Consider the following 22,971-nt stretch of genomic DNA (forward strand, 5'->3'; position numbering starts at 1 on the left):
CCTGCCGTTGGACGTGTCCTCGTCGTTGGTGGAGTCGCGGTCGGTGTTCGGGTGTCGGGCTGTGGTGGTCGGGTCCGATGTGGATGGTCTTTGTGCTGGTTTGCGTTCGGTGGAGCCGGTTGTTGCGACTTCGGTGTCGCGTATTGCTTTTGTGTTTCCTGGTCAGGGTTCGCAGTGGGTTGGTATGGCTGTGGAGCTGTTGGGGTCGTCGTCGGTGTTCGCGGAGCGGATGGCCGAGTGTGATCGGGTGCTGCGCGGCCTGACTGACTGGTCTTTGTTGGATGTCTTGAGTGATCCGGTCGCGTTGGAGCGGGTTGACGTCGTTCAGCCGGTGTTGTTCGCGGTGATGGTGTCGCTCGCCGAGGTGTGGCGCTCGGCGGGGGTGAAGCCTGCCGCGGTGGTGGGGCACTCGCAGGGTGAGATCGCGGCCGCGTGTGTTGCGGGTGGGTTGTCGTTGGAGGATGCGGCGCGGGTTGTGGTGCTGCGGTCTCGTTTGCTGGTGGGGCTGTCTGGTCTGGGTGGGATGGTGTCGGTCTCCCGTCCCGTTGCCGAGGTTCGCGAGCTGGTTGCCCGGTGGGGTGAGCGGATTTCCGTTGCGGCGGTGAACGGACCGTCGTCGGTGGTCGTCTCGGGCGAGGCGGCGGCGCTGGACGAGTTGATGGCCGAGTGTGAAGCCGGCGGCGTTCGAGCTCGGCGCGTTCCGGTGGACTACGCGTCGCATTCGCCGCAGGTGGACGTCATCCGTGACGAGTTGCTGGTGGTGCTGAAGGGAATTGTCCCGCTGTCGGCGGAGGTGCCGTTCTACTCGACGGTGGACGGCCGGTGGCTGGACACCCTGGAACTGACGCCCGAGTACTGGTTCCGGAACCTGCGGGAACCGGTCGGGCTGGAGTCGGCCGTGTCGGCGCTCGCTGCCGAAGGCTTCGGCGGTTTCGTCGAGGTGAGCGCTCATCCGGTGTTGACGCACGCGGTCGAGGAGATCGTCGAGTCCGGTGTCGTGGTCGGCACGCTGCGCCGCGACGACGGTGGCTGGGACCGGTTCCTGAAGTCGGCCGGCGAGGTCTGGGCCGGGGGCGTGGAGGTCGACTGGCGGTCGGTGGTCCCCGGCGGCCGGCGCGTCGACCTGCCCGCGTACCCGTTCCAGCGCCGGAGGTACTGGGCGGACCTCGACACCGCGGCCGCCGACGTCACCACCGCGGGGCTGGACCCGGCCGGGCATCCGCTGCTGGGCGCCGCCGTGGTCCTGGCCGGTGGTGGCGGTGTGGTGCTGACCGGACGGCTGTCGCTGTCGACGCACCCGTGGCTGGCGGACCACGCGGTGCGCGGCACGGTGTTGTTGCCCGGCACGGCTTTCGTCGAGCTGGCGGTGCGCGCGGGTGACGAGGTCGGGTGCGGCCGGGTCGACGAGCTGACGCTGCACGCGCCGCTGGTCGTTCTCCCGCAGGGCGGCGTGCGGGTGCAGGTCGCGGTGGGGGAGCGGGGCGAGGACGGGCGGAGGTCCCTGGAGATCCACTCCCGCACCGGTGACGAACCTTGGGCGCTGCACGCGACCGGTGCGCTCGACCCGGCGGGACCGGTCGCGGCGGAGGCGGTGAGCTGGCCGCCGCCCAGGGCCGAGGCGGTCGAGGTGTCCGGGCTCTACGACGACCTGGACGAGGCCGGGTACGGCTACGGGCCGGCGTTCCGCGGCCTGCGGAACGCGTGGCGGCACGGCGGAGCGCTGTACGTCGACGTCGAGCTGCCCGCGGAGCAGAACGGGCAGGCGGGCCGGTTCGGCGTCCACCCCGCCCTGCTCGACGCCGCCCTGCACGGGCTGGGCGTCAGCGACCTGCTGGAGGGCGCCGACGCCGTGCGGCTGCCGTTCTCCTGGTCCGGCGTCCGCGTCCACGCCTCGGGTGCGACGACGTTGCGGGTGCGCTTCGAGGCCGTCGGGCCGGAGGCCGTGTCGCTGAAGGCGGTCGACGGGGAGGGCAAGCCCGTCGTGGACGTCGACTCGCTGGTGCTGCGGGAGATGCGCGGCGAGACCGTGCCGTCCGGTGCGCCGGACGGCCTGTTCCGGATCGACTGGGTGCCGCTGACCCCGGAGGAGGGCGGTGCCCCGGCCGGGCAGGCGGTGTTCGAGTGCCCGCGGTTCGCCGACGTCCGCACCGCGGTCGACGCGGCGCTGGACGCGATCCGGTCGTTCCTGGCCCGCGACGAGCGGATGGCGCCGCGACTCGTCGTCGTCACCCGTGGCGCGCAGCGCGGCGACCTCTCCCACGCCGCGGTGTGGGGCCTGGTGCGGTCGGCCCGCGCGGAGCACCCCGGCCGGTTCGTGCTCCTCGACACCGACGACTCCGTGCCGCTGGAGACGGCGACCGCCACCGACGAGCCGGAGCTGCTGGTGCGCGCCGGCGAGGTGCGGGTGCCGAGGATGGCGCGGGCGGCGGTGCGCGCCCTGCCAGGCGAGCCGTGGCGGCTGGTGCCCGACGGCAGCGGCTCCCTGGACGGGGTGCGCGCGGTGCCCCGGCCCGACGTTCCCCTCGCGCCGGGCGAGGTGCGGATCGGCGTGCGCGCGGTGGGGCTGAACTTCCGGGACGTGTTGCTGTCGCTGGGGATGTACCCCGGTGAGGCGGAGCTCGGTGGTGAGTGCTCCGGCGTGGTCACGGCCGTGGGTACCGGCGTGACGGACCTCGTGCCCGGTGACCGGGTGATGGGTGTCTGCGCGGGTGGCCTGGGTTCGTCCGTGGTGGTGGACCGGCGGTTGGTGGTCGGTGTGCCGGACGGGTGGTCGTTCGCCGAGGCCGCGTCGGTTCCGGCGGTGTTCTGCACGGCGATGTACGCGTTGCGGGACTTGGCTGGTCTGTCGGCCGGTGAGTCGGTGCTGGTGCACGCCGCCGCTGGTGGTGTGGGTATGGCCGCTGTTCAGCTGGCCCGTGCGTGGGGTGCCGAGGTCTACGGGACTGCCAGCGCGAGCAAACAGCACGCCGTCGTGGCGTTGGGTGTGGCCGAGGATCATGTTGCCTCGTCACGGGATCTGGGCTTCGCCGAGAAGTTCGGTCAGGTCGACGTGGTCTTGAACTCGCTGGCGGGTGAGTTCATCGATGCGTCGCTGGGGCTGTTGCGGCCCGGTGGCCGGTTCGTCGAGATGGGCAAGACCGACGTCCGTGAGCTGACCGGCGTGCGGTACCGGGCGTTCGACCTCGCGGAGGCGGGACCGGACCGGGTCCAGGAGATGCTGCGCGAACTGGTCGGGTTGTTCGGCCGCGGTGTGCTGCACCGGCTTCCGGTCGCCGCGTGGGACGTTCGCGACGTGTCGGGTGCGCTGCGGTTCATGAGCCAGGCCCGGCACATCGGCAAGGTCGTGCTGACCGTGCCCCGGTCGCTGGACCCGGACGGCACGGTGCTGATCACCGGTGGCACGGGAGTGCTCGGCGGGCTGGTGGCGAAGCGCCTGGTCACCGGGCACGGTGTGCGGAATCTGGTGCTGCTGAGCCGGAGCGGGCCGGACTCGCCCGCCGCCGAGGCGCTGACCGGCGAGCTGCGGGAGCTCGGCGCCACCGCCGTGGTCGCCGCCTGCGACGCCGCCGACCGGGAGGCGCTGCGGGACGTGCTCGGCGCGATCCCGGCCGAGCACCCGCTGACCGGCGTGGTCCACGCGGCGGGTGTGCTGGACGACGGACTGGTGCAGTCGCTGACCCCCGAGCAGGTGGACCGGGTGCTGCGCGCGAAGGTCGACGCGGCCCTGCACCTGCACGAGCTCGCCGGTGACGTCGCCGAGTTCGTGCTGTTCTCCTCCGCCGCCGGTCTGCTCGGCTCCGCCGGCCAGGCGAACTACGCCGCGGCCAACGCCTCGCTCGACGCCCTCGCGGCCCTGCGGACCGGCGCCGGCGTCCCCGCGACGTCGCTCGCCTGGGGCTACTGGGAACAACGCACGGGCCTCACCGCCCACCTCGACGACGCCGACGTGGCGCGGATGGCGCGCGGTGGCGCGGTTCCGCTCGCCACCGAGGAGGGACTGGACCTCTTCGACGCCGCCCTGCGCACCGGCGAGTCCCTCCTGCTCACGGCCCGGTTCGACCTCGCCGCCCTGCGCGGGCGGGAGGTGCCGCACCTGTTCCGCGGCCTCGTGCGGGCCCCGGGCAGGCGCACCGCGGCGGCGCGGGGCGCGGACACCTTCCTGCGCCGGCTGCGCGACGGCGACCCCGCGGACCAGGGCAGGATGCTGCTCGACCTGGTGCGCGACAGCGCCGCCGCGGTGCTCGGCCACGGCGCGGGCCACGCGGTCGGCGTGCGGCAGGCGTTCAAGGAACTGGGGTTCGACTCGCTGACCGCGGTGGAGCTGCGCAACCGGCTGAACACCGCGACCGGGCTGCGGCTGCCGTCCACGCTGGTGTTCGACCACCCCAACCCCGAGGCCCTGGCCGGTCTCCTGCGCGCCGAGCTCCTGCCGGAGGCCGCTCCACCGGCCGTGGAGGACGACCCGGAGTTCCGGTCGCTGCTCGCGTCGATCCCGATCGCCCGGCTGCGGGAGGCGGGCATCGTCGACGCCGTCCTGCGGATCACCGGGGACGTCGGGGACGACACGCCCGCCGACCTCATCGACGCCCTCGACGTCGCGGATCTCGTCCAGCGCGCCCTGCACGGCTCGAACTAGCGAAGCAGAGGACTTCATGACCACCTCGCCCGAACAGCTCGTCCAGGCCCTGCGCGCTGCCGTCAAGGAGAACGAGCGGCTGCGCCAGGAGGGCCGCCGCATCGCCGCCGCGTCCCGCGAACCCATCGCGATCGTCGGCATGGCGTGCCGCTTCCCCGGCGGGGTGGCCACGCCGGAGGACCTGTGGCGGCTGCTCGAGTCCGGTGGCGACGCGGTCTCGGGGTTCCCGACCGACCGCGGGTGGGACCTCGACGGCCTCTTCGACGCCGACCCCGACCAGCCGGGCAGGACCTACGTCAAGGAGGGCGGGTTCCTCACCGGGGCCGCCGACTTCGACGCGGGCTTCTTCGGGATCTCGCCGCGCGAGGCCCTGGCGATGGACCCGCAGCAGCGGCTGCTGCTGGAGGCGTCGTGGGAGGTGTTCGAACGCGCGGGCGTCGACCCCGGCTCCCTGCGCGGCAGCCGGACCGGTGTCTTCACCGGGCTGAGCGGGCAGGACTACGTGGCCGCGATGGCCGAAGTCCCCGACAGCGTCGAGGGACACCTGGTCACGGGCAACTCGGCCAGTGTCGCGTCCGGGCGCATCTCGTACTTCCTGGGCCTGGAAGGTCCCGCGGTCACGGTCGACACGGCGTGCTCGTCGTCGTTGGTGGCGCTGCACCTGGCCGTGCAGGCGTTGCGCAACGACGAGTGCTCGATGGCGCTCGCCGGCGGTGCGATGGTCATGTCCACCCCCGGCCTGTTCCTGGAGTTCAGCCGTCAGCGCGGACTGGCGAAGGACGGGCGCTGCAAGGCCTTCTCGTCCTCCGCCGACGGCATGGGCGCCGCGGAGGGCGTCGGCGTCCTGTTGCTGGAGCGCCTGTCCGAGGCCCGTCGCAAGGGCCACGAGGTTCTGGCTGTGGTGCGGGGTTCGGCGGTGAACCAGGACGGTGCGTCGAACGGCTTGACGGCGCCGAACGGCCCGTCGCAGCAACGGGTCATCCGCGAGGCGTTGCGGTCGGCGGGCCTGGCACCGTCCGATGTGGACGCGGTGGAAGCTCATGGCACCGGTACGTCGCTGGGTGATCCGATCGAGGCGCAGGCGTTGCTCGCGACCTATGGTCAGGATCGGGATCGGCCGTTGTGGTTGGGTTCGGTGAAGTCGAACATCGGGCACACGCAGGCTGCTGCGGGTGTGGCGGGTGTGATGAAGATGGTGCTGGCGATGCGCAATGGCGTGTTGCCGCGGACGTTGCACGTGGACGAGCCCACGGCTGAGGTCGACTGGTCGGCCGGTGCGGTGGAACTGCTGACCGAGGCACGGCCGTGGGACGCGGGGGAGCGGCCCCGGCGCGCGGGCGTGTCCTCGTTCGGGATGAGCGGCACCAACGTGCACGTGGTCCTGGAGGAAGCTCCCGAGGCCGATGCCGTCGTGGAGCCGTCCGCGGACCGTCCCGTGGTGCCCTGGGTGCTGTCGGCGCGCTCGCCGGGTGCTCTGCGGGACCTGGCGCACGGCCTCGCCGGCCACCTCGGCGACCGGCCGGGCCTGCGGCCGCTCGACGTGGCGGCGACGCTGGTCCGGTCGCGGTCGGAGTTCGCCTGCCGGGCCGTGGTCGTCGGGTCCGATGTGGACGGACTGCGCGAGCGGCTGGCCGCGGTCTCGGGCTCCGGCCCGCGCGTGGAGGGGCCCGGCGCCCGCACGGCGTTCGTCTTCCCCGGTCAGGGGTCGCAGTGGGTCGGCATGGCCGTCGAGCTGCTGGGGTCGTCCGCCGTCTTCGCGGAGCGGATGGCCGAGTGCGACCGGGTGCTGCGCGGCCTGACGGACTGGTCGTTGCTGGACGTGCTGGGCGACGCGGCCGCGCTGGAGCGGGTCGACGTCGTCCAGCCTGCGCTCTTCGCGGTGATGGTGTCGCTCGCCGAGGTGTGGCGCTCCACCGGGGTGAAGCCCGCCGCGGTGGTGGGGCACTCGCAGGGTGAGATCGCGGCTGCCTGTGTCGCGGGCGGGTTGTCGTTGGAGGACGCGGCACGGGTCGTGGTGCTGCGGTCGCGGTTGCTGGTCGGGCTGTCCGGCCTCGGTGGCATGGTGTCCGTCCCGCGGCCGGTCGCCGAGGTCCGGGACCTGGTTGCCCCGTGGGGTGAACGGATCTCGATCGCCGCCGTCAACGGGCCGTCGTCGGTCGTCGTGTCGGGGGAGGCCGCGGCGCTGGACGAGCTGATGGCCGAGTACGAGGGCCGTGGTGTTCGGGCTCGGCGCATTCCCGTCGACTACGCGTCGCATTCGCCGCAGGTGGACGTGATCCGTGACGAGCTCCTGACAGTGCTGGACGGGATTGTTCCGTTGTCGGCGGAGGTGCCGTTCTACTCGACGGTGGATGGCCGGTGGGTGGACACCCTGGAGTTGACGCCGGAGTACTGGTTCCGGAATTTGCGGGAGCCGGTGGGGCTGGAGTCCGCGGTGTTGGCGTTGGTGGGGGAGGGTTTCGGCGGTTTCGTCGAGGTGAGCGCTCACCCGGTGCTGACGCACGCCGTTGAGGAGATCGTGGAGTCCGGTGTCGTGGTCGGCACCCTGCGCCGCGATCACGGTGGCTGGGACCGGTTCCTGAAGTCGCTGGGCGAGGCCTGGACCGGTGGGGTGGACGTCGACTGGGAGTCGGTGGTGCCCGGCGGGAACCGCGTGCCGCTGCCCACGTACCCCTTCCAGCGCCAGCGCTTCTGGCTGGAGGCCGGGTCGTCGTCGGGTGACGTGACCTCGGTCGGCCTCGCCTCGACCGCGCACCCGCTGCTGGGTGCGGCGGTGGCGTTGGCGGGCGGCGACGGTGTGGTGCTGACGGGCCGGTTGTCGTTGCGCACCCATCCCTGGTTGGCGGACCACGCGGTGCGCGGTGCGGTGTTGTTGCCCGGTACCGCTTTCGTCGAACTGGCGGTGCGTGCGGGTGATGAGGTGGGGTGCGGCCGGGTCGACGAGCTGACCCTGCACGCGCCGCTCGTGCTGCCCGAACGAGCGGGCATCCGCCTGCAGGTCGCGGTGGGATCGTCGGACGAGGCCGGCCGCCGCTCGCTGCACGTGTACTCCCAGGACGACGAGGCACCGGACGCCCCGTGGCTCCTGCACGCCACCGGTGCCCTCGAACCCGCGTCCGCCGCGCGCTCCACCGACCTCGTGGTGTGGCCGCCGGCCGGGGCGGAGGCGGTGGATCTCGAGGACCTGTACGGCGACCTCGAACGGGCCGGCTACGGCTACGGGCCGTCGTTCCAGGGGCTGCGCGCCGTGTGGCGGCGCGGCGGTGAGGTGTTCGCCGAGGTCGGGCTGCCCGAGGAACTGGCGGGCGAGGCCGCGGCGTTCGGCGTGCACCCGGCGCTGCTGGACGCCTCCCTGCACGCGCTGGGCGTGGGCGGCCTGCTCGGCGCCGGCACCGCCATGCTCCCGTTCACCTGGAACGGCGTGACGCTGCACGCGGAAGGCGCGGCGGCGTTGCGCGTCCGGCTCGAAGCCGCGGGCTCCGGCGCGGTGTCCGTGCACGCGGCCGACGGCGCGGGCAACCCGGTGGTCGACGTCGGCTCGCTGGTGCTGCGGCCGGTGGACGCGGTGCCCGGTGAGGCGCGCCAGGACTCGCTCTTCCACGTCGAGTGGACCGCGCTGCCGGTCCCCGGTTCCGCGGCCGGGCACTCGTCCGAAGTGTTCGCGGTCACCTGCCCGCGGCTCCCGGTGCACGAGACCGTGGCGTGGGGCCTCGGCGTGGTCCGCGACTGGCTCGCGGACGACAGCCGCTCCGGCACCCGCCTGGTCGTGGTGACCCGGGGCGCGGTGGACACGGCGTCACCGGATCCGGCGCAGGCCGCGGTGTGGGGCCTGATGCGGTCGGTGCGCGTGGAGAACCCGGACCGCGTCGTCCTGGTCGACGCGGACGACCCGGACCTGGTGCCGGCCGCGGTGGCCACCGGCGAACCCGAGGTCGCCGTGCGGGGCGGCGAGTTCCGCGTGCCGCGGTTGCAGCGGGCCTCCGGCGACCTCGCGCCGTCCGGGTCCTGGCGGGTGGACCACGACGGGAGCGGCACCCTCGCCGGACTCCGCGTCGTCGGGGTCCCCGAGCGCCGGCCGGGGGCCGGCGAGGTGCTGGTGGAGGTGCGCGCGGCGGGCCTGAACTTCCGGGACGTGCTGCTGGCGCTGGGGATGTACCCCGGCGAGGCGCCGCTGGGCGGTGAGGGCGCCGGGGTCGTCGTGGCCGTCGGGCCCGACGTCCGGGAGTTCGCGCCTGGTGACCGGGTGATGGGCCTGTTCTCCGGTGGACTCGCCTCGTCGGTGGTCGTGGACCGGCGGCTGGTCGTCGGCGTGCCGGACGGGTGGAGCTTCATCGAGGCCGCGTCCGTTCCGACCGTCTTCTGCACGGCGATGTACGCGTTGCGGGACTTGGCCGGTCTGTCGGCCGGTGAGTCGGTGCTGGTGCACGCCGCCGCCGGTGGCGTCGGTATGGCCGCGGTGCAGCTGGCGCACGCGTGGGGTGCCGAGGTGTACGGCACCGCCAGCGCGAGCAAACAGCACGCCGTCGTGGCGTTGGGTGTGGCCGAGGATCATGTTGCCTCGTCACGGGATCTGGGTTTCGCCGAGAAGTTCGGTCAGGTCGACGTGGTGCTGAACTCGCTGGCCGGTGAGTTCGTGGACGCGTCGCTGGGGTTGTTGCGGCCCGGTGGCCGGTTCATCGAGATGGGCAAGACCGACATTCGCGAGGCGACGGGTGTCCGGTACCGGGCGTTCGACCTCGCGGAAGCGGGGGTGGACCGGATCGGCGAGATGCTGCGCGAACTGGTCGAGCTGTTCGGTCGCGGTGTGCTGCATCGGCTTCCCGTTACCGCGTGGGACGTTCGCGACGTGTCCGGTGCCCTGCGGTTCATGAGCCAGGCACGGCACATCGGCAAGGTCGTCGTCACCATGCCCAGGGCACTGGACCCGGACGGCACGGTGCTGATCACCGGGGGCACCGGCGTGCTCGGCGGGCTGGTCGCGAAGCGCCTGGTCACCGGGCACGGTGTGCGGAACCTGGTGCTGCTGAGCCGAAGCGGCCCGGACGCACCGGCGGCGAAGGCCCTGGTCGACGAGCTCACCGCGCTCGGCGCGCGGGCCGCCGTCGTCGCCTGCGATGCCGCCGACCGGGAGGCGCTGCGGGAGGTGCTCGGCGCGATCCCGGCCGAGCACCCGCTGACCGGCGTCGTGCACGCGGCGGGCGTGGTGGCCGACGGCCTCGCGCAGTCGTTGACGGCCGAGCAGGTGGACCGGGTGCTGCGCGCCAAGGCCGACGCCGCCGTCCACCTCGACGAGCTGACCGGCGACCTCGCCGCGTTCGTCCTGTTCTCGTCGGCCGCGGGCGTGTTCGGCGGTGGCGGGCAGGCCAACTACGCCGCCGCCAACGCCTTCCTCGACGCGCTGGCCGTGCGCCGGCGGCAGCGGGGACGGGCGGCGACCTCCCTGGCCTGGGGCCTGTGGGAGCAGCGTTCCGGCCTCACCGCGCACCTCGGCGACGGCGACGTGGCCCGCATGGCCCTCGGTGGCGCGGTCGCGCTCGGCACGGCCGAGGGGCTGGAGCTGTTCGACGCCGGGCTGCGGTCCGGCCGGCCCGCCCTGGTCACGGCGAAGCTCGACCTGGCGGCGTTCCGCGCCGCCCCGCCGCACCTGTTCCGCGGCCTGGTCCGGCCGCGCGTCCAGCGCGCCGTCGCCGCCGCGGGCGCGGGCTCCTCGCTCGCCGACCGCCTGCACCGCCTCGCCACCGCGGACCGCCTGCCGGTGCTGCTGGAGCTGGTGCGGACGCAGGCCGCCGCCGTCCTCGGGCACGTCAACGCCGACGAGGTCGACTCCGCGCGGGCGTTCAAGGAGCTCGGCTTCGACTCGCTCACCGCGGTCGAGCTGCGCAACCGGCTGAACACCGCCACGGGACTGCGGCTGCCGTCCACGCTGGTGTTCGACCACCCCAGCACGACCGCGCTGGCCGCGCACCTGCTGGCCGAACTCGTCGGCGAGAGCGCGGTCCAGGACGCGCCCCCGCCGGTCACCGGTCCCGTCGACGACGACCCCGTGGTGATCGTCGGCATGGCGTGCCGCTTCCCCGGTGGCGTCGCCTCACCGGAGGACCTGTGGCGGCTGCTCGCGTCCGACGGTGACGCGGTGTCGGAGTTCCCGGCTGACCGCGGCTGGGACGTGGACGGGCTCTACGACCCGGACCCCGACCGGTCCGGCACCTCGTACGTGCGGGAGGGCGGCTTCCTGACGGGCGCGGCGGACTTCGACGCGGAGTTCTTCGGCATCTCGCCGCGCGAGGCCGTCGCGATGGACCCGCAGCAGCGCCTGCTGCTCGAGGTGTCCTGGGAGGTGCTGGAACGCGCCGGGATCGACCCGGCTTCGCTGCGCGGCAGCAGGACCGGTGTGTTCGCCGGTCTGGCCGGCCACGACTACGCCCAGTACTCCAGCACGCCGAAGTCCGCCGAGGGACACCTCGTCACCGGCAACGCGGCCAGCGTCGTCTCCGGTCGCGTCTCCTACTCGCTGGGGCTCGAAGGCCCGTCGCTGACGGTGGACACGGCGTGTTCGTCGTCGTTGGTGGCGTTGCACCTGGCGGCGCAGGCGTTGCGCAACGGCGAGTGCTCGCTCGCGCTCGCGGGCGGCGTGACGATCATGACGACCCCGAACTTCTTCGTCGAGTTCAGCCGCCAGCGCGGACTGGCGAAGGACGGGCGCTGCAAGGCCTTCTCCTCCTCGGCCGACGGCATGGGCGCCTCCGAGGGCGCCGGGGTGCTGCTGCTGGAACGCCTCTCCGACGCCCGGCGCAACGGCCACCGGGTGCTCGCCGTGGTGAAGGGCTCGGCGGTCAACCAGGACGGGGCGTCCAACGGCCTGTCCGCGCCCAACGGTCCCTCCCAGCAACGGGTCATCCGCGAGGCGCTGCGCGTCGCGGGCGTCACCGCCGCCGACGTCGACGCCGTGGAGGCGCACGGCACCGGCACCCCGCTCGGCGACCCGATCGAGGCACAGGCGTTGATCGCCACCTACGGGCGCGACCGGGACCGGCCGTTGTGGCTGGGGTCGGTGAAGTCGAACATCGGGCACACGCAGGCTGCGGCTGGTGTGGCGGGTGTGATGAAGATGGTGCTGGCCATGCGGAACGGCGTGCTGCCGCGCACCCTGCACGTGGACGAGCCGTCGCCGGAGATCGACTGGTCGGCCGGCGCCGTCGAACTGCTGACCGAGCCGCGGCCGTGGGAGGCGGGGGAGAACCCGCGCCGCGCGGGCGTGTCCGCGTTCGGCATCTCCGGCACCAACGTGCACGTGGTCCTGGAAGAACCCGAGCCCGTCGAGGCTCCGGTGACCGCGGACGACGACGTCGTGGTGCCGTGGGTGTTGTCGGCCCGGTCGGCCGAGGCGCTGGTGGCCCAGGCGGAACGGCTGGCGTCGCACGTCGGTGGCCTGCGCCCGGTGGACGTGGCGTCGTCGTTGGTGGAGTCGCGGTCGGTGTTCGGGTGTCGGGCTGTGGTGGTCGGGTCCGATGTGGATGGTTTTTCGGCTGGTTTGCGTTCGGTGGAGCCGGTTGTTGCGGCTTCGGTGTCGCGTGTTGCTTTTGTGTTTCCTGGTCAGGGTTCGCAGTGGGTCGGTATGGCTGCGGAGTTGCTGGGGTCGTCGTCGGTGTTCGCGGAGCGGATGGCCGAGTGTGATCGGGTGCTGCGCGGCCTGACGGACTGGTCTTTGTTGGATGTCTTGAGCGATCCGGTCGCGTTGGAGCGGGTTGACGTCGTTCAGCCGGTGTTGTTCGCGGTGATGGTGTCGCTCGCTGAGGTGTGGCGGTCTGTTGGTGTAAAGCCGGCGGCTGTCGTCGGCCATTCGCAGGGTGAGATCGCGGCCGCGTGCGTGGCCGGTGGGTTGTCGTTGGAGGACGCGGCACGGGTCGTGGTGCTGCGGTCTCGTTTGCTGGTGGGGCTGTCGGGTCTGGGCGGGATGGTGTCGGTCTCCCGTCCTGTCGCCGAGGTCCGGGACCTGGTCGGGCCTTGGGGCGAGCGGATCTCGATCGCGGCGGTGAACGGGCCGTCGTCGGTGGTCGTGTCGGGGGAGGCCGGGGCGCTGGACGAGTTGATGGCCGTGTGTGAGGGCCGTGGTGTTCGGGCTCGGCGTGTTCCCGTTGACTACGCGTCGCATTCGCCGCAGGTGGATGTGATTCGTGATGAGTTGCTGAGGGTGTTGGACGGGATTGTTCCGTTGTCGGCGGAGGTGCTGTTCTACTCGACGGTGGATGGCCGGTGGTTGGACACCCTGGAGTTGACGCCGGAGTACTGGTTCCGGAATTTGCGGGAGCCGGTGGGGCTGGAGTCCGCGGTGTCGGCGTTGGTGGGGGAGGGTTTCGGCGGTTTCGTCGAGGTGAGTGCTCATCCGGTGCTGACGCACGCGGTCGAGGAGATCGTGGAGTCCGGTGTCGTGGTGGGCACGTTGCGCCGCGACGACGGTGGCTGGGACCGGTTCCTCAGCTCGATGGGCGCGGCCTGGGCCGGGGGGATCGGTGTGGACTGGCGGTCCGTGGTCCCCGGCGGGCACCAGGTCGACCTGCCCACGTACCCCTTCCAGCGGCAGCGGTTCTGGCTGGAGGCCGACGGCTCGTCGAGCGACGTGGCGTCGGTCGGGCTCGCGTCGACCGCGCACCCGTTGCTGGGTGCGGCGGTGGCGTTGGCCGGTGGCGACGGCGTGGTGCTGACCGGGCGGTTGTCGTTGCGGACGCATCCGTGGCTGGCGGACCACGCGGTGCGCGGGACGGTGTTGTTGCCCGGCACGGCTTTCGTCGAGCTGGCGGTGCGCGCGGGTGACGAGGTGGGGTGTGGCCGGGTCGACGAACTGACCCTGCACGCGCCGCTCGTGCTGCCGGACCGCGGCGGAATCCGTCTGCAGGTCACCGCCGGTGCACCGGACTCGGCCGGACGCCGGACGCTGCACGTGCACTCCCAGCACGAGGACGACGAGGTGTGGACGCTGCACGCCTCCGGTGCGCTGGCGCCCGCCGAGGGCAGCCCGGCCTTCGACTTCGTGCAGTGGCCGCCCGCCCAGGTGGAACCCCTCGACCTGGACGGGCTCTACGACCGGCTGGAGACGGCCGGGTTCGGCTACGGGCCGTCGTTCCGCGGTCTGCGGGCCGCGTGGCGGCGCGGCGACGAGGTGTTCGCCGAGGTCCTGCCCGCCGACGGCGTCACGGGCGGGTTCGCCCTGCACCCGGCGCTGCTGGACGCCTCCCTGCACGCGCTGGGAGTGGGCGGCCTGCTCGGCACGGACACCGCGGTGCTCCCGTTCACCTGGAACGGCGTGACCCTGCACGCCGAGAGCGCGACCACCCTGCGCGTGCGGCTCGTCCGCGCCGGGGCAGACGCGGTGTCGGTGCAGGCGGCGGACGGCACGGGCGCCCCGGTGGTGACCGTGGACTCCCTGGTGCTGCGGGCGGTGCAGGACACCACACCGGACGTGGTGCGCGACTCGCTGTTCGGCGTCGAGTGGTCGCCGCTGGCGCTGGACGGCATCGAGGTGCCGGAGCTGGTGTGGGTGACCGCCGGCGAGGTGACCGACCGGGTCCCCGACGTCGTCGAGCTCCGCTGCCCGCCGCGCTCCGGCACCGACACCGCCGCCGCGGTGCGGACGGTGCTCGCGGACGTGCTGGAGTCGGTGCGGCGGTGGCTGTCCGACGACGGTCTCGCCGGAGCACGGCTCGTGCTGGTGACCGAAGGCGCGCTCGACGACCCGGTCCAGGCATCGGTGTGGGGCCTGCTGCGCAGCGCCGCCGCCGAGAACCCCGGCCGGATCGTGCTCGTGGACAGCGACGGGACCGTGCCCCTGGCCCGGGCGGTGGCGTCCGGGGAACCGGAGCTGCTGGTGCGCGCAGGCGAGGTGCTGGTGCCCCGCCTGGTCCGCGCCGCCGCCCCCGGCCTCGTGCTGCCGGACGGCGACTGGCGGGTCGTCGCGGACGGCAGCGGCTCGCTCGACGGCCTCCGCGCCGTCGGGGTCCCGTCGCCCGAACTCGCGCCGGGTGAGGTGCGGATCGGCGTGCGGGCGGTGGGGCTGAACTTCCGGGACGTGCTGCTGTCGCTGGGGATGTACCCCGGTGAGGCGGAGCTCGGCGGTGAATGCTCGGGCGTGGTCACGGCCGTGGGCGCCGGCGTGACGGACCTCGTCCCGGGCGACCGGGTGATGGGTCTGGTCACCGGCGGCCTGGGGTCGGCCGTGGTGGTGGACCGGCGGTTGGTGGTCGGTGTGCCGGACGGGTGGTCGTTCGCCGAGGCCGCGTCGGTTCCGGCGGTGTTCTGCACGGCGATGTACGCGTTGCGGGATCTGGCGGGGTTGTCGGCCGGTGAGTCGGTGCTGGTGCACGCTGCCGCCGGTGGCGTCGGTATGGCCGCGGTGCAGTTGGCGCACGCGTGGGGTGCTGAGGTGTACGGCACGGCGAGTGCTACCAAGCAGCATGCGGTGGTGGCGTTGGGTGTGGCCGAGGATCATGTTTCCTCGTCACGGGATCTGGGTTTCGCCGAGAAGTTCGGTCAGGTCGACGTGGTGCTGAACTCGCTCGCCGGTGAGTTCGTGGACGCGTCGCTGGAGCTGTTGCGGCCCGGTGGCCGGTTCATCGAGATGGGCAAGACCGACGTCCGCGAGGCGACGGGTGTCCGGTACCGGGCGTTCGACCTCGCCGAGGCCGGACCGGACCGGATCGCGGCCATGCTGCGGGAAGTGGTCGACCTCCTCGAAAGCGGTTCGCTGACCCGACTTCCGGTCACCGCCAGGGACGTCCGCGACGTGTCGGGCGCCCTGCGGTTCATGAGCCAGGCCCGGCACATCGGCAAGGTCGTGCTGACCGTGCCCCGGTCACTGGACCCGGACGGCACGGTGCTCGTCACCGGTGGCACCGGAGGACTGGGCGCACTGGTCGCCGAGCACCTCGTCGCCGAGCACGGCGTCCGGAACCTGGTGCTGCTCAGCCGGAGCGGCCGGGACGCGCCGGGAGCCACGGCCCTCGCCGACAGCCTGACCGCGCACGTCACGATCGTCGCGTGCGACGCCGCCGACCGGGCCGCGCTGCACCGCGTCCTGGCCGCGATCCCCGCGGAGCACCCGCTGACCGCCGTCGTGCACGCGGCGGGCGTGGTGGACGACGGCGTGGTCCAGTCCCTGACCGGCGAGCAGTTCGACCGCGTCCTGCGGGCGAAGGTCGACGCCGCCGTGAACCTGCACGAGCTGACCGGCGACCTCGCCGCGTTCGTGCTCTTCTCCTCCGCCTCCGGCGTCTTCGGCGGAGCCGGGCAGGCCAACTACGCCGCCGCCAACGCCTTCCTCGACACGCTGGCCGCGCGCAGGCGGGCAGCCGGCCTGCCCGCGACGTCGCTCGCGTGGGGGCTCTGGCAGCAGCGCACCGGACTCACCGCGCACCTCGGTGAGGGCGACGTCGCGCGGATGGCCAGGGGTGGTGCCGACGCCCTGACGAACGAGGAGGGGCTGGCGCTGTTCGACGCCGCCCTGCGCGCCGCAACCGCGCGGCTGGTGCCGATGCGCCTCGACCTCGCCGGAATCCGGGCGCGCGGCGAGACCCACGGCGTGCCGCACCTGTTCCGGTCGCTGGTGCGGCCGCGGACCCGCCGGGCGGTCGCGGGCGGCGGGACCGCCGCGTCGCTGGGCGACCGGCTCGCCGGGCTGCCCTCGGCCGCGCGGGACAAGGCGCTGCTCGACCTCGTCCGCACCGGTGCCGCCGCGGTGCTGGGCCACGGCGACGCCGGCACCGTTGAGGAGAAGCGGGCGTTCAAGGAGCTCGGGTTCGACTCGCTGACCTCCGTCGAGCTGCGCAACCGGCTCGCCACGGCGACCGGGCTGCGGCTGCCGTCCACGCTGGTGTTCGACCACCCGACCCCCGCCGCCCTCGTCCGGTACCTCTCGGGCGAGCTGTTCGGCGCCGAGCAGGACACCGCCGAGGTCGCCGGCCGCGCGACGGCCACCGACGACGACCTGATCGCCGTGGTCGGCATGAGCTGCCGGCTGCCCGGCGGCGTCGACACGCCGGACGACCTGTGGCGGCTGCTGCTCGCCGAGGACGACGCCGTGTCGGAGTTCCCGGACGACCGCGGCTGGGACGTCGAGCGCGTCTACCACCCCGACCCCGCGCACACCGGCACGAGCTACACCCGGTCCGGCAACTTCCTGCGCGGTGTCGCCGACTTCGACGCCGGGTTCTTCGGGATCTCGCCGCGCGAGGCCGTCGCGATCGACCCGCAGCAGCGGCTGGTGCTGGAGGCGTCCTGGGAGGCGCTGGAGAGCGCGGGCATCGACCCCGCGTCCCTGCACGGCAGCCGCACCGGCGTGTTCACCGGTTCGACCGGGCAGGACTACACGATGTCGCTCGGGACGGTTCCCGAAGGCCTCGAAGGGCACCTCATGACCGGCAACGCGGGCAGCGTCGTCTCCGGTCGCGTCTCCTACTCGCTGGGCCTGGAAGGCCCGTCGCTCACGGTGGACACGGCGTGTTCGTCGTCGTTGGTGGCGTTGCACCTGGCGGCTCAGGCATTGCGCAACGGCGAGTGCTCGCTCGCGCTCGCCGGTGGCGTGACGGTCATGAGCACCCCGAACTTCTTCGTCGAGTTCAGCCGCCAGCGCGGCCTCTCGGCCGACGGGCGCTGCAAGGCGTTCTCCGCCTCGGCGGACGGCATGGGCGCGGCCGAAGGCGTCGGAATCCTAGTTCTGGAACGGCTTTCGGACGCGCGCCGCAACGGTCACGAGGTTCTGGCGGTGGTGCGGGGTTCGGCGGTGAACCAGGACGGCGCGTCGAACGGCTTGACGGCGCCGAACGGCCCGTCGCAGCAACGGGTCATCCGCGAGGCGCTGAGGTCGGCTGGGCTGACACCGTCCGATGTGGACGCTGTCGAGGCGCACGGCACCGGTACCTCACTGGGTGACCCGATCGAGGCGCAAGCCTTGATCGCCACCTACGGGCAGGACCGCGACCGTCCGTTGTGGCTGGGGTCGGTGAAGTCCAACATCGGGCACACCCAGGCTGCCGCCGGTGTCGCGGGCGTGCTGAAGATGGTGCTGGCCATGCGCAACGGCACGCTGCCGCGCACCCTGCACGTCGACGAGCCCACTCCCGAGGTCGACTGGTCGGCCGGTGCCGTGGAACTGCTGACCGAGGCCCGCCCCTGGGACGCGGCGGAACGACCGCGCCGCGCGGGCATCTCGTCGTTCGGCATCTCCGGCACCAACGCGCACGTCATCCTCGAGGAGGCCCCGCGCGGTCCCGCGCCGGCGGAGTCCGAAGTGGATGAACGACCGCTGCCGCTGGTCCTGTCGGCGAAGTCGGACGACGCCCTGCTGGACCAGGCCGCCCGGCTGCACGCCCACCTGGAAGCCCACCCGGACCTCCGCGTCCGCGACCTCGGCTGGTCGCTGGCCACCGGCCGATCCGCGTTCGCGCACCGCGCCACCGTCGTCGCGGCGAACCGCGACCAGGCGCTGGCCGGCCTCGCGGCGGTCGCGGGAGGCGAGCGGGCCGCCGAACCGGGCGGGCTCGCGTTCCTGTTCACCGGCCAGGGGTCGCACCGCGCCGGCATGGGCGCGGGACTGCGCGCCGCCCACCCCGTGTTCGCCGAGGCGTTCGACGCGGTGGCGGCCGAGGTCGACCGGCACCTGGACCGGCCGCTGAGCGAGGTCGTCGCCACCGGAGACCTGCTCGACCGGACCGACTACGCCCAGCCCGCCCTGTTCGCGCTGGAGGTGGCGCTGTTCCGGCTGCTCGAGTCGCTGGGCGCGCGGCCGGGCCACGTCGCCGGGCACTCCGTCGGCGAGATCGCCGCCGCGCACGTCGCGGGCGTGCTGTCCCTGGCCGACGCCGCCACCCTGGTCACCGCGCGCGGCCGGCTCATGCAGACCTTGCCGCGCGGCGCGATGCTCGCGGTCGAGGCCTCCGAGCACGAGGTGCTGCCGGACCTGGTCCACCTGGCCGGGCGGGTGTCCCTCGCCGCGGTCAACGGGCCGCTCGCCACCGTCGTCGCGGGCGACGAGGACGCGCTGGACGAGCTCGCGGGCCGCTGGCGGGACCGGGGGCGCAGGACCAAGCGGCTCCCGGTCGACCGGGCGTTCCACTCGCCGCACGTCGACCGGGTGCTGGACGAGTTCCGCGCGGTCGTGTCATCGCTGAGCCCGCGGCTCCCGGCGATCCCGGTCGTCTCGGCCGTGACGGGCGAGCCGCTGACCGACGCCGAGGCCCTCTCACCCGAGTACTGGGTGCGCCACGCCCGGGACGCCGTGCGCTTCCTGGACGCCGTCCGCACGCTGGAGTCCCTCGGCACCACCACGTTCCTGGAACTGGGAGCGGACGCCGTGCTCACCGCGGCGGGCCGCGACTGCGCGACCGGCGACGCGGAGTTCGTGCCGCTGCTGCGCGCCAACCGGCCCGAAGCCGACACCGCCGCCGCGGCACTGGGAGCCCTGCACACCAGGGGGGTCGCGCTGGACTGGGCGGCCGTGTTCCCCGGCGCGCGGACGGTGCCCCTGCCCACCTACCCGTTCCGCCACCGCCGCTACTGGCTCGACACCGCGGGCACCGTCGCGGGCGGCGCGGCGGCGGCGCTCGGCGTCACCCCGTCCGGGCACCCGCTGCTCGGCGCGGTCGTGGAGCTCGCCGACGGCGGCGGCGTCGTCCTCACCGGGCTGCTGTCGGCCCGCACCCACCCGTGGCTCGCCGCCCACCGGGTGCACGGCACGCCCGTCGTCGCGACGGCCGTGCTCGCCGAACTGGCGCTGCGGGCGGGCGACGAGGCCGGCTGCGACCGGCTCGACTCGCTCACCGTCACCGCGCCGCTGGTGCTGCCCGGACGCGGCGTGCGGCTGCAGGTCACCGTCGGCCCGGACGACGACGGCCGCCGTGCCGTCGCGGTCGACGCCCGGGACGGCGACACCTGGACGCGGCACGCCACCGGCGTCCTCTCCGCGGACGCGGGCGAACTGCCCGCGGTCGCCGTGCCGCCCACCGGAGACCCGGTGGACGTCGGCGACCTGCTCTACCGCGCCGAGGAGGCCGGGCTGTCGGCGCAGGAGCCGTTCGGCGGCCTCCTCGCCGTGTGGCAGAGCGGCGACGAGGTCGTCGCGGACATCGCGCTGCCCGAGGACACCCCGGTGTCCGGCTTCGCGCTCCACCCGGCAATGCTGGAGACCGCCTGGCTCGCCGCGGGCGTGGACGCGCCGCTGCAGCCCGTCGCGTGGCGCGGCCTGGCGGTGTTCGCCTCCGGCGCCACCGCGGTCCGGGCCCGCGTCACCCCGGTGCGGAACGGCCACCGGGTGCTCCTCACCGACACCGCAGGTGCTCCGATCGCCACCGCGGAGGTGGAACTGGCCGAGGCCGACGTCGCCGCCGCGCCCGCGCGGGTGCGGCCGGTCCGCCGCACCACCCGGCAGGCCGTGACCGCGGCGGGCGGTGCCGAGCGGCTGCGCGCACTGGCGCCCGCCGAGCAGGCCGCCGAGGTCCGGCGGCTGGTCGACACCGCCCTGGCGACCGTGCTGGGCCTGGACGAGGCTCCCGACGACCGCGGGTTCCTGGAACAGGGCCTCACCTCGCTCGGCGCGTCCGAGCTGCGGCAGCGGCTCGGCACCGCGACCGGCGTGGCCCTCGAGCCGACCGCCGTGTTCGACCACCCCAGCGGACCGGCGCTGACCGCGCACGTCGTGGGTCTGCTCTCGGCCACCGCGACCGGCGGCCAGATCGGCGCGATGTACTGGGAGGCCTGCGCGGCGGGCCGGTTCCCCGAGGCGACCGCGCTGCTGGAGGCCGCGGCACGGCTGCGCGCGGAGTTCACCGCCGAGGACGGCCCGCGGCCGGCACCGGTCGAGCTCGCGCGGGGCTCCGGCACCGCCCTGGTGTGCTTCCCGTCGTTCAGCGCCGTCGCCGGGCCCCACGAGTACGTGCGGCTCGCCGCCCGCCTCGACGGGGCGCACGACGTCCTCGCCCTGCCGCACCCCGGTTACCTGCCGGGAGAACCCCTGCCGGCGGACCTGGCCGCGCTCGTCGAGGCGCACGCCCGCGCCGTGCGGGCCCGCACCGGGGACCGGCCGTTCGCGCTCGTCGGCCGGTCCGCGTCGGGCATGCTCGCCCACGCCGTCGCCGCCCGCCTGGAGGAGCTCGGCGTGCTGCCGACCGCCGTGGTGCTGGTGGACAGCTACTCGCCCGCCGTGATCCGGCGCAAGCCGTGGCTGGAGACGACGCTCACCGACGTGGTCGCGGGCCGGGAGAGCGGTGCGGCGCTGCGCAACGACACGAGGCTGCTCGCGATGGGCCGCTACCACCAGGTGTTCCGCGACTGGGACCCGCGGCCGCCGGCCGCACCGGTCCTGCTGGTGCGCGCGCTCGACCCGTACACGCCGGACCTGCCCGAGCGGCACCCCGACTGGCGGGCCGAGTGGGAGACGGCCACCGACGTGCTCGACACCCCCGGCTCGCACTTCACGTTGCTGGACGAGCACAGCGACGGCACGGCGTCCGCGCTGCACGACTGGCTGGACGCCCGCACGAGTCGTCCCCACCTAGACCGGGACTCCCGGTGAAAGGCGCGTCATGAGAATCATCGTGATCGGAGCAGGCGTCAGCGGGGTGCTGTCCGCGCACGCGCTCATCGCCGCCGGGCACGACGTCGAGGTCCACGAGAAGGCCCCGTCGTTGCGGGCGGGTGGCAACGGCGTCATGGTCTGGCACAACGGCACCGCGATCCTGCGGGACCTCGGCGTGGACACCGACGGCCTCGGCCGCCGCATCGACCGCATGGACGTGTGGTCCCACGACGGGCGCAGGCTGATGCGCACCGACATGGCGGCGCTGGCGCGGGAGTTCGGCTCGCCCGGCATCGGGATGCTGCGCGGCGCGCTCGTCCGGCGCGTCGCGGACCACCTGCCGCCCGGGACCGTCCACTTCGGACGCGAGCTGGTCGCGATCCGCCAGCCCGCGGGGGGCGGCGTGGAGGTGGAGTTCGCCGGCGGCGACCGGGTGCGCGCCGACGTCCTGCTGGGGGCGGACGGCTACCGCTCCGCCGTGCGCGACCACATGTTCGGCGACGACCCGCCCGCGCCGACCGGCCTGTCGTCGTGGCACGGCTCCACCAGCGCGCCCGTCGACCTGGGCGACGACCACGTGGCCCCCACCTACTACGGCAAGACGGGGCTGTTCACCCTGCACCCCGTCGGCGGCGGGGTGACGCACTGGGCGTTCGAGATGCCGTGGCGCGGCACGGTCCACGACCTCGGCCGCGCGCACCCCGACGCGGGGCAGCCCGGCACCCGGCTCGCCACGCTGCGCTCGGTGTTCGGCGGCTGGGCCGGACCCGTCCGCCAGGTCCTCGACGCCATCGACGACGCCGACATCCGGGTCGCACCGCACACCGTGCACCGGGTGCGCCCGCAGTGGGGCAGGGGAGCGGTCACCCTCGTCGGCGACTCCGCCCACGCGGTGCCGGCCCGCATCGGCATGGGCGTCAACCAGGCGCTGGAGGACGTGTGGGTGCTGGCGAAGGCGCTGAACGGCACGGGCGACCCGGCGGAGCTGCTGCGCGCGTACGAGAAGGTGCGCGTCCCGGTCACCCGCCGCGTCCGGTCCCGCGCCCGGATGATGAAGTTCGTCAACCCGGCGCTGCTGGCGCTGCGCGTGACCAAGGACGGCCTGGCGGGCACCTCGATGCTGCGGGCGAGCATCGTCAGCAGCAGCAGTTACCTCGGCGGCGATCGCGGCGGCCTCGCGCCGATAGGGGACTCGATAGGGGCTTGACCCGCCGGTGCACTGCGCTAGCGTCGGGTCGAATCAATTCTCCGAAATTCACCGAAGCTGAATGAGGACGGTCTGAACAATGGGTGTGTTCACCTACTGCACCACCTCCACGCGCCAGCCGGAACCGGAAGAGGCCGAGATCGAGATCGAGATCCGCACGCCCGGCGAGATCGCCGTCGGCGAGAAGATCAACATCGAGGTGGTGCTGCGGACGCTGCACCCGACGATCAAGGACCGGCCCGCCGGTGACATCCGCGGCGAGGTGACCGTCGTGATCGGCGGCGAGACCTCCACCGAGGTCGTGGCCGTCGGCCTGGTCAACCACAACTACGTGTTCGGCGGCCAGAACGTGCTGCTCACGGGCGGTCACGCCGAGTTCGTCGCCGACCGGCCCGGCACCTACACGTTCGCGCCGGGACCCATCTCGGTGATCACCTCCGACTACCCGCTGACGTCGCTGCCGAAGAACCCGCAGCCGGTCGACAGCAAGACCGAGGTCGTCTGAGACCGGACGGCCCCCTAAGTGCGCAGGGGGTCGTAGGGGTTGTTCGAGAAATGCCCCGTCCG

The 22,971-nt window shown here is 73.7% G+C and carries 4 protein-coding genes; all 4 read left to right on the forward strand.

The features are described from left to right. Positions 1-151 precede the first annotated feature (151 nt). The 4 genes from ACFWGZ_RS13300 (at position 152) to ACFWGZ_RS13315 (ending at position 22,909) form a co-directional block, all read left to right on the forward strand. The gene (locus ACFWGZ_RS13300; RefSeq protein WP_382451741.1) at positions 152-4,636 is read left to right on the forward strand and encodes an SDR family NAD(P)-dependent oxidoreductase; all 4,485 of its coding nucleotides are present in this window, start codon (positions 152-154) and stop codon (positions 4,634-4,636) included. A 16-nt stretch (positions 4,637-4,652) separates the two neighbouring features. Then, complete coding sequence (locus tag ACFWGZ_RS13305) at positions 4,653-21,194, forward strand: SDR family NAD(P)-dependent oxidoreductase (protein ID WP_382451742.1); 16,542 nt, start codon at positions 4,653-4,655, stop codon at positions 21,192-21,194. Positions 21,195-21,204: 10 nt separating this feature from the next. Continuing rightward, complete coding sequence (locus tag ACFWGZ_RS13310) at positions 21,205-22,404, forward strand: FAD-dependent oxidoreductase (protein ID WP_382451743.1); 1,200 nt, start codon at positions 21,205-21,207, stop codon at positions 22,402-22,404. Positions 22,405-22,483: 79 nt separating this feature from the next. Then, on the forward strand, positions 22,484-22,909 hold the full coding sequence (locus ACFWGZ_RS13315; RefSeq protein ID WP_382451744.1) for a hypothetical protein: 426 nt from the start codon (positions 22,484-22,486) through the stop codon (positions 22,907-22,909). Positions 22,910-22,971: the final 62 nt, after the last annotated feature.

It is taken from the genome of Lentzea sp. NPDC060358, assembly GCF_042725365.1.
In the GTDB taxonomy this organism is placed as follows: domain Bacteria; phylum Actinomycetota; class Actinomycetes; order Mycobacteriales; family Pseudonocardiaceae; genus Lentzea.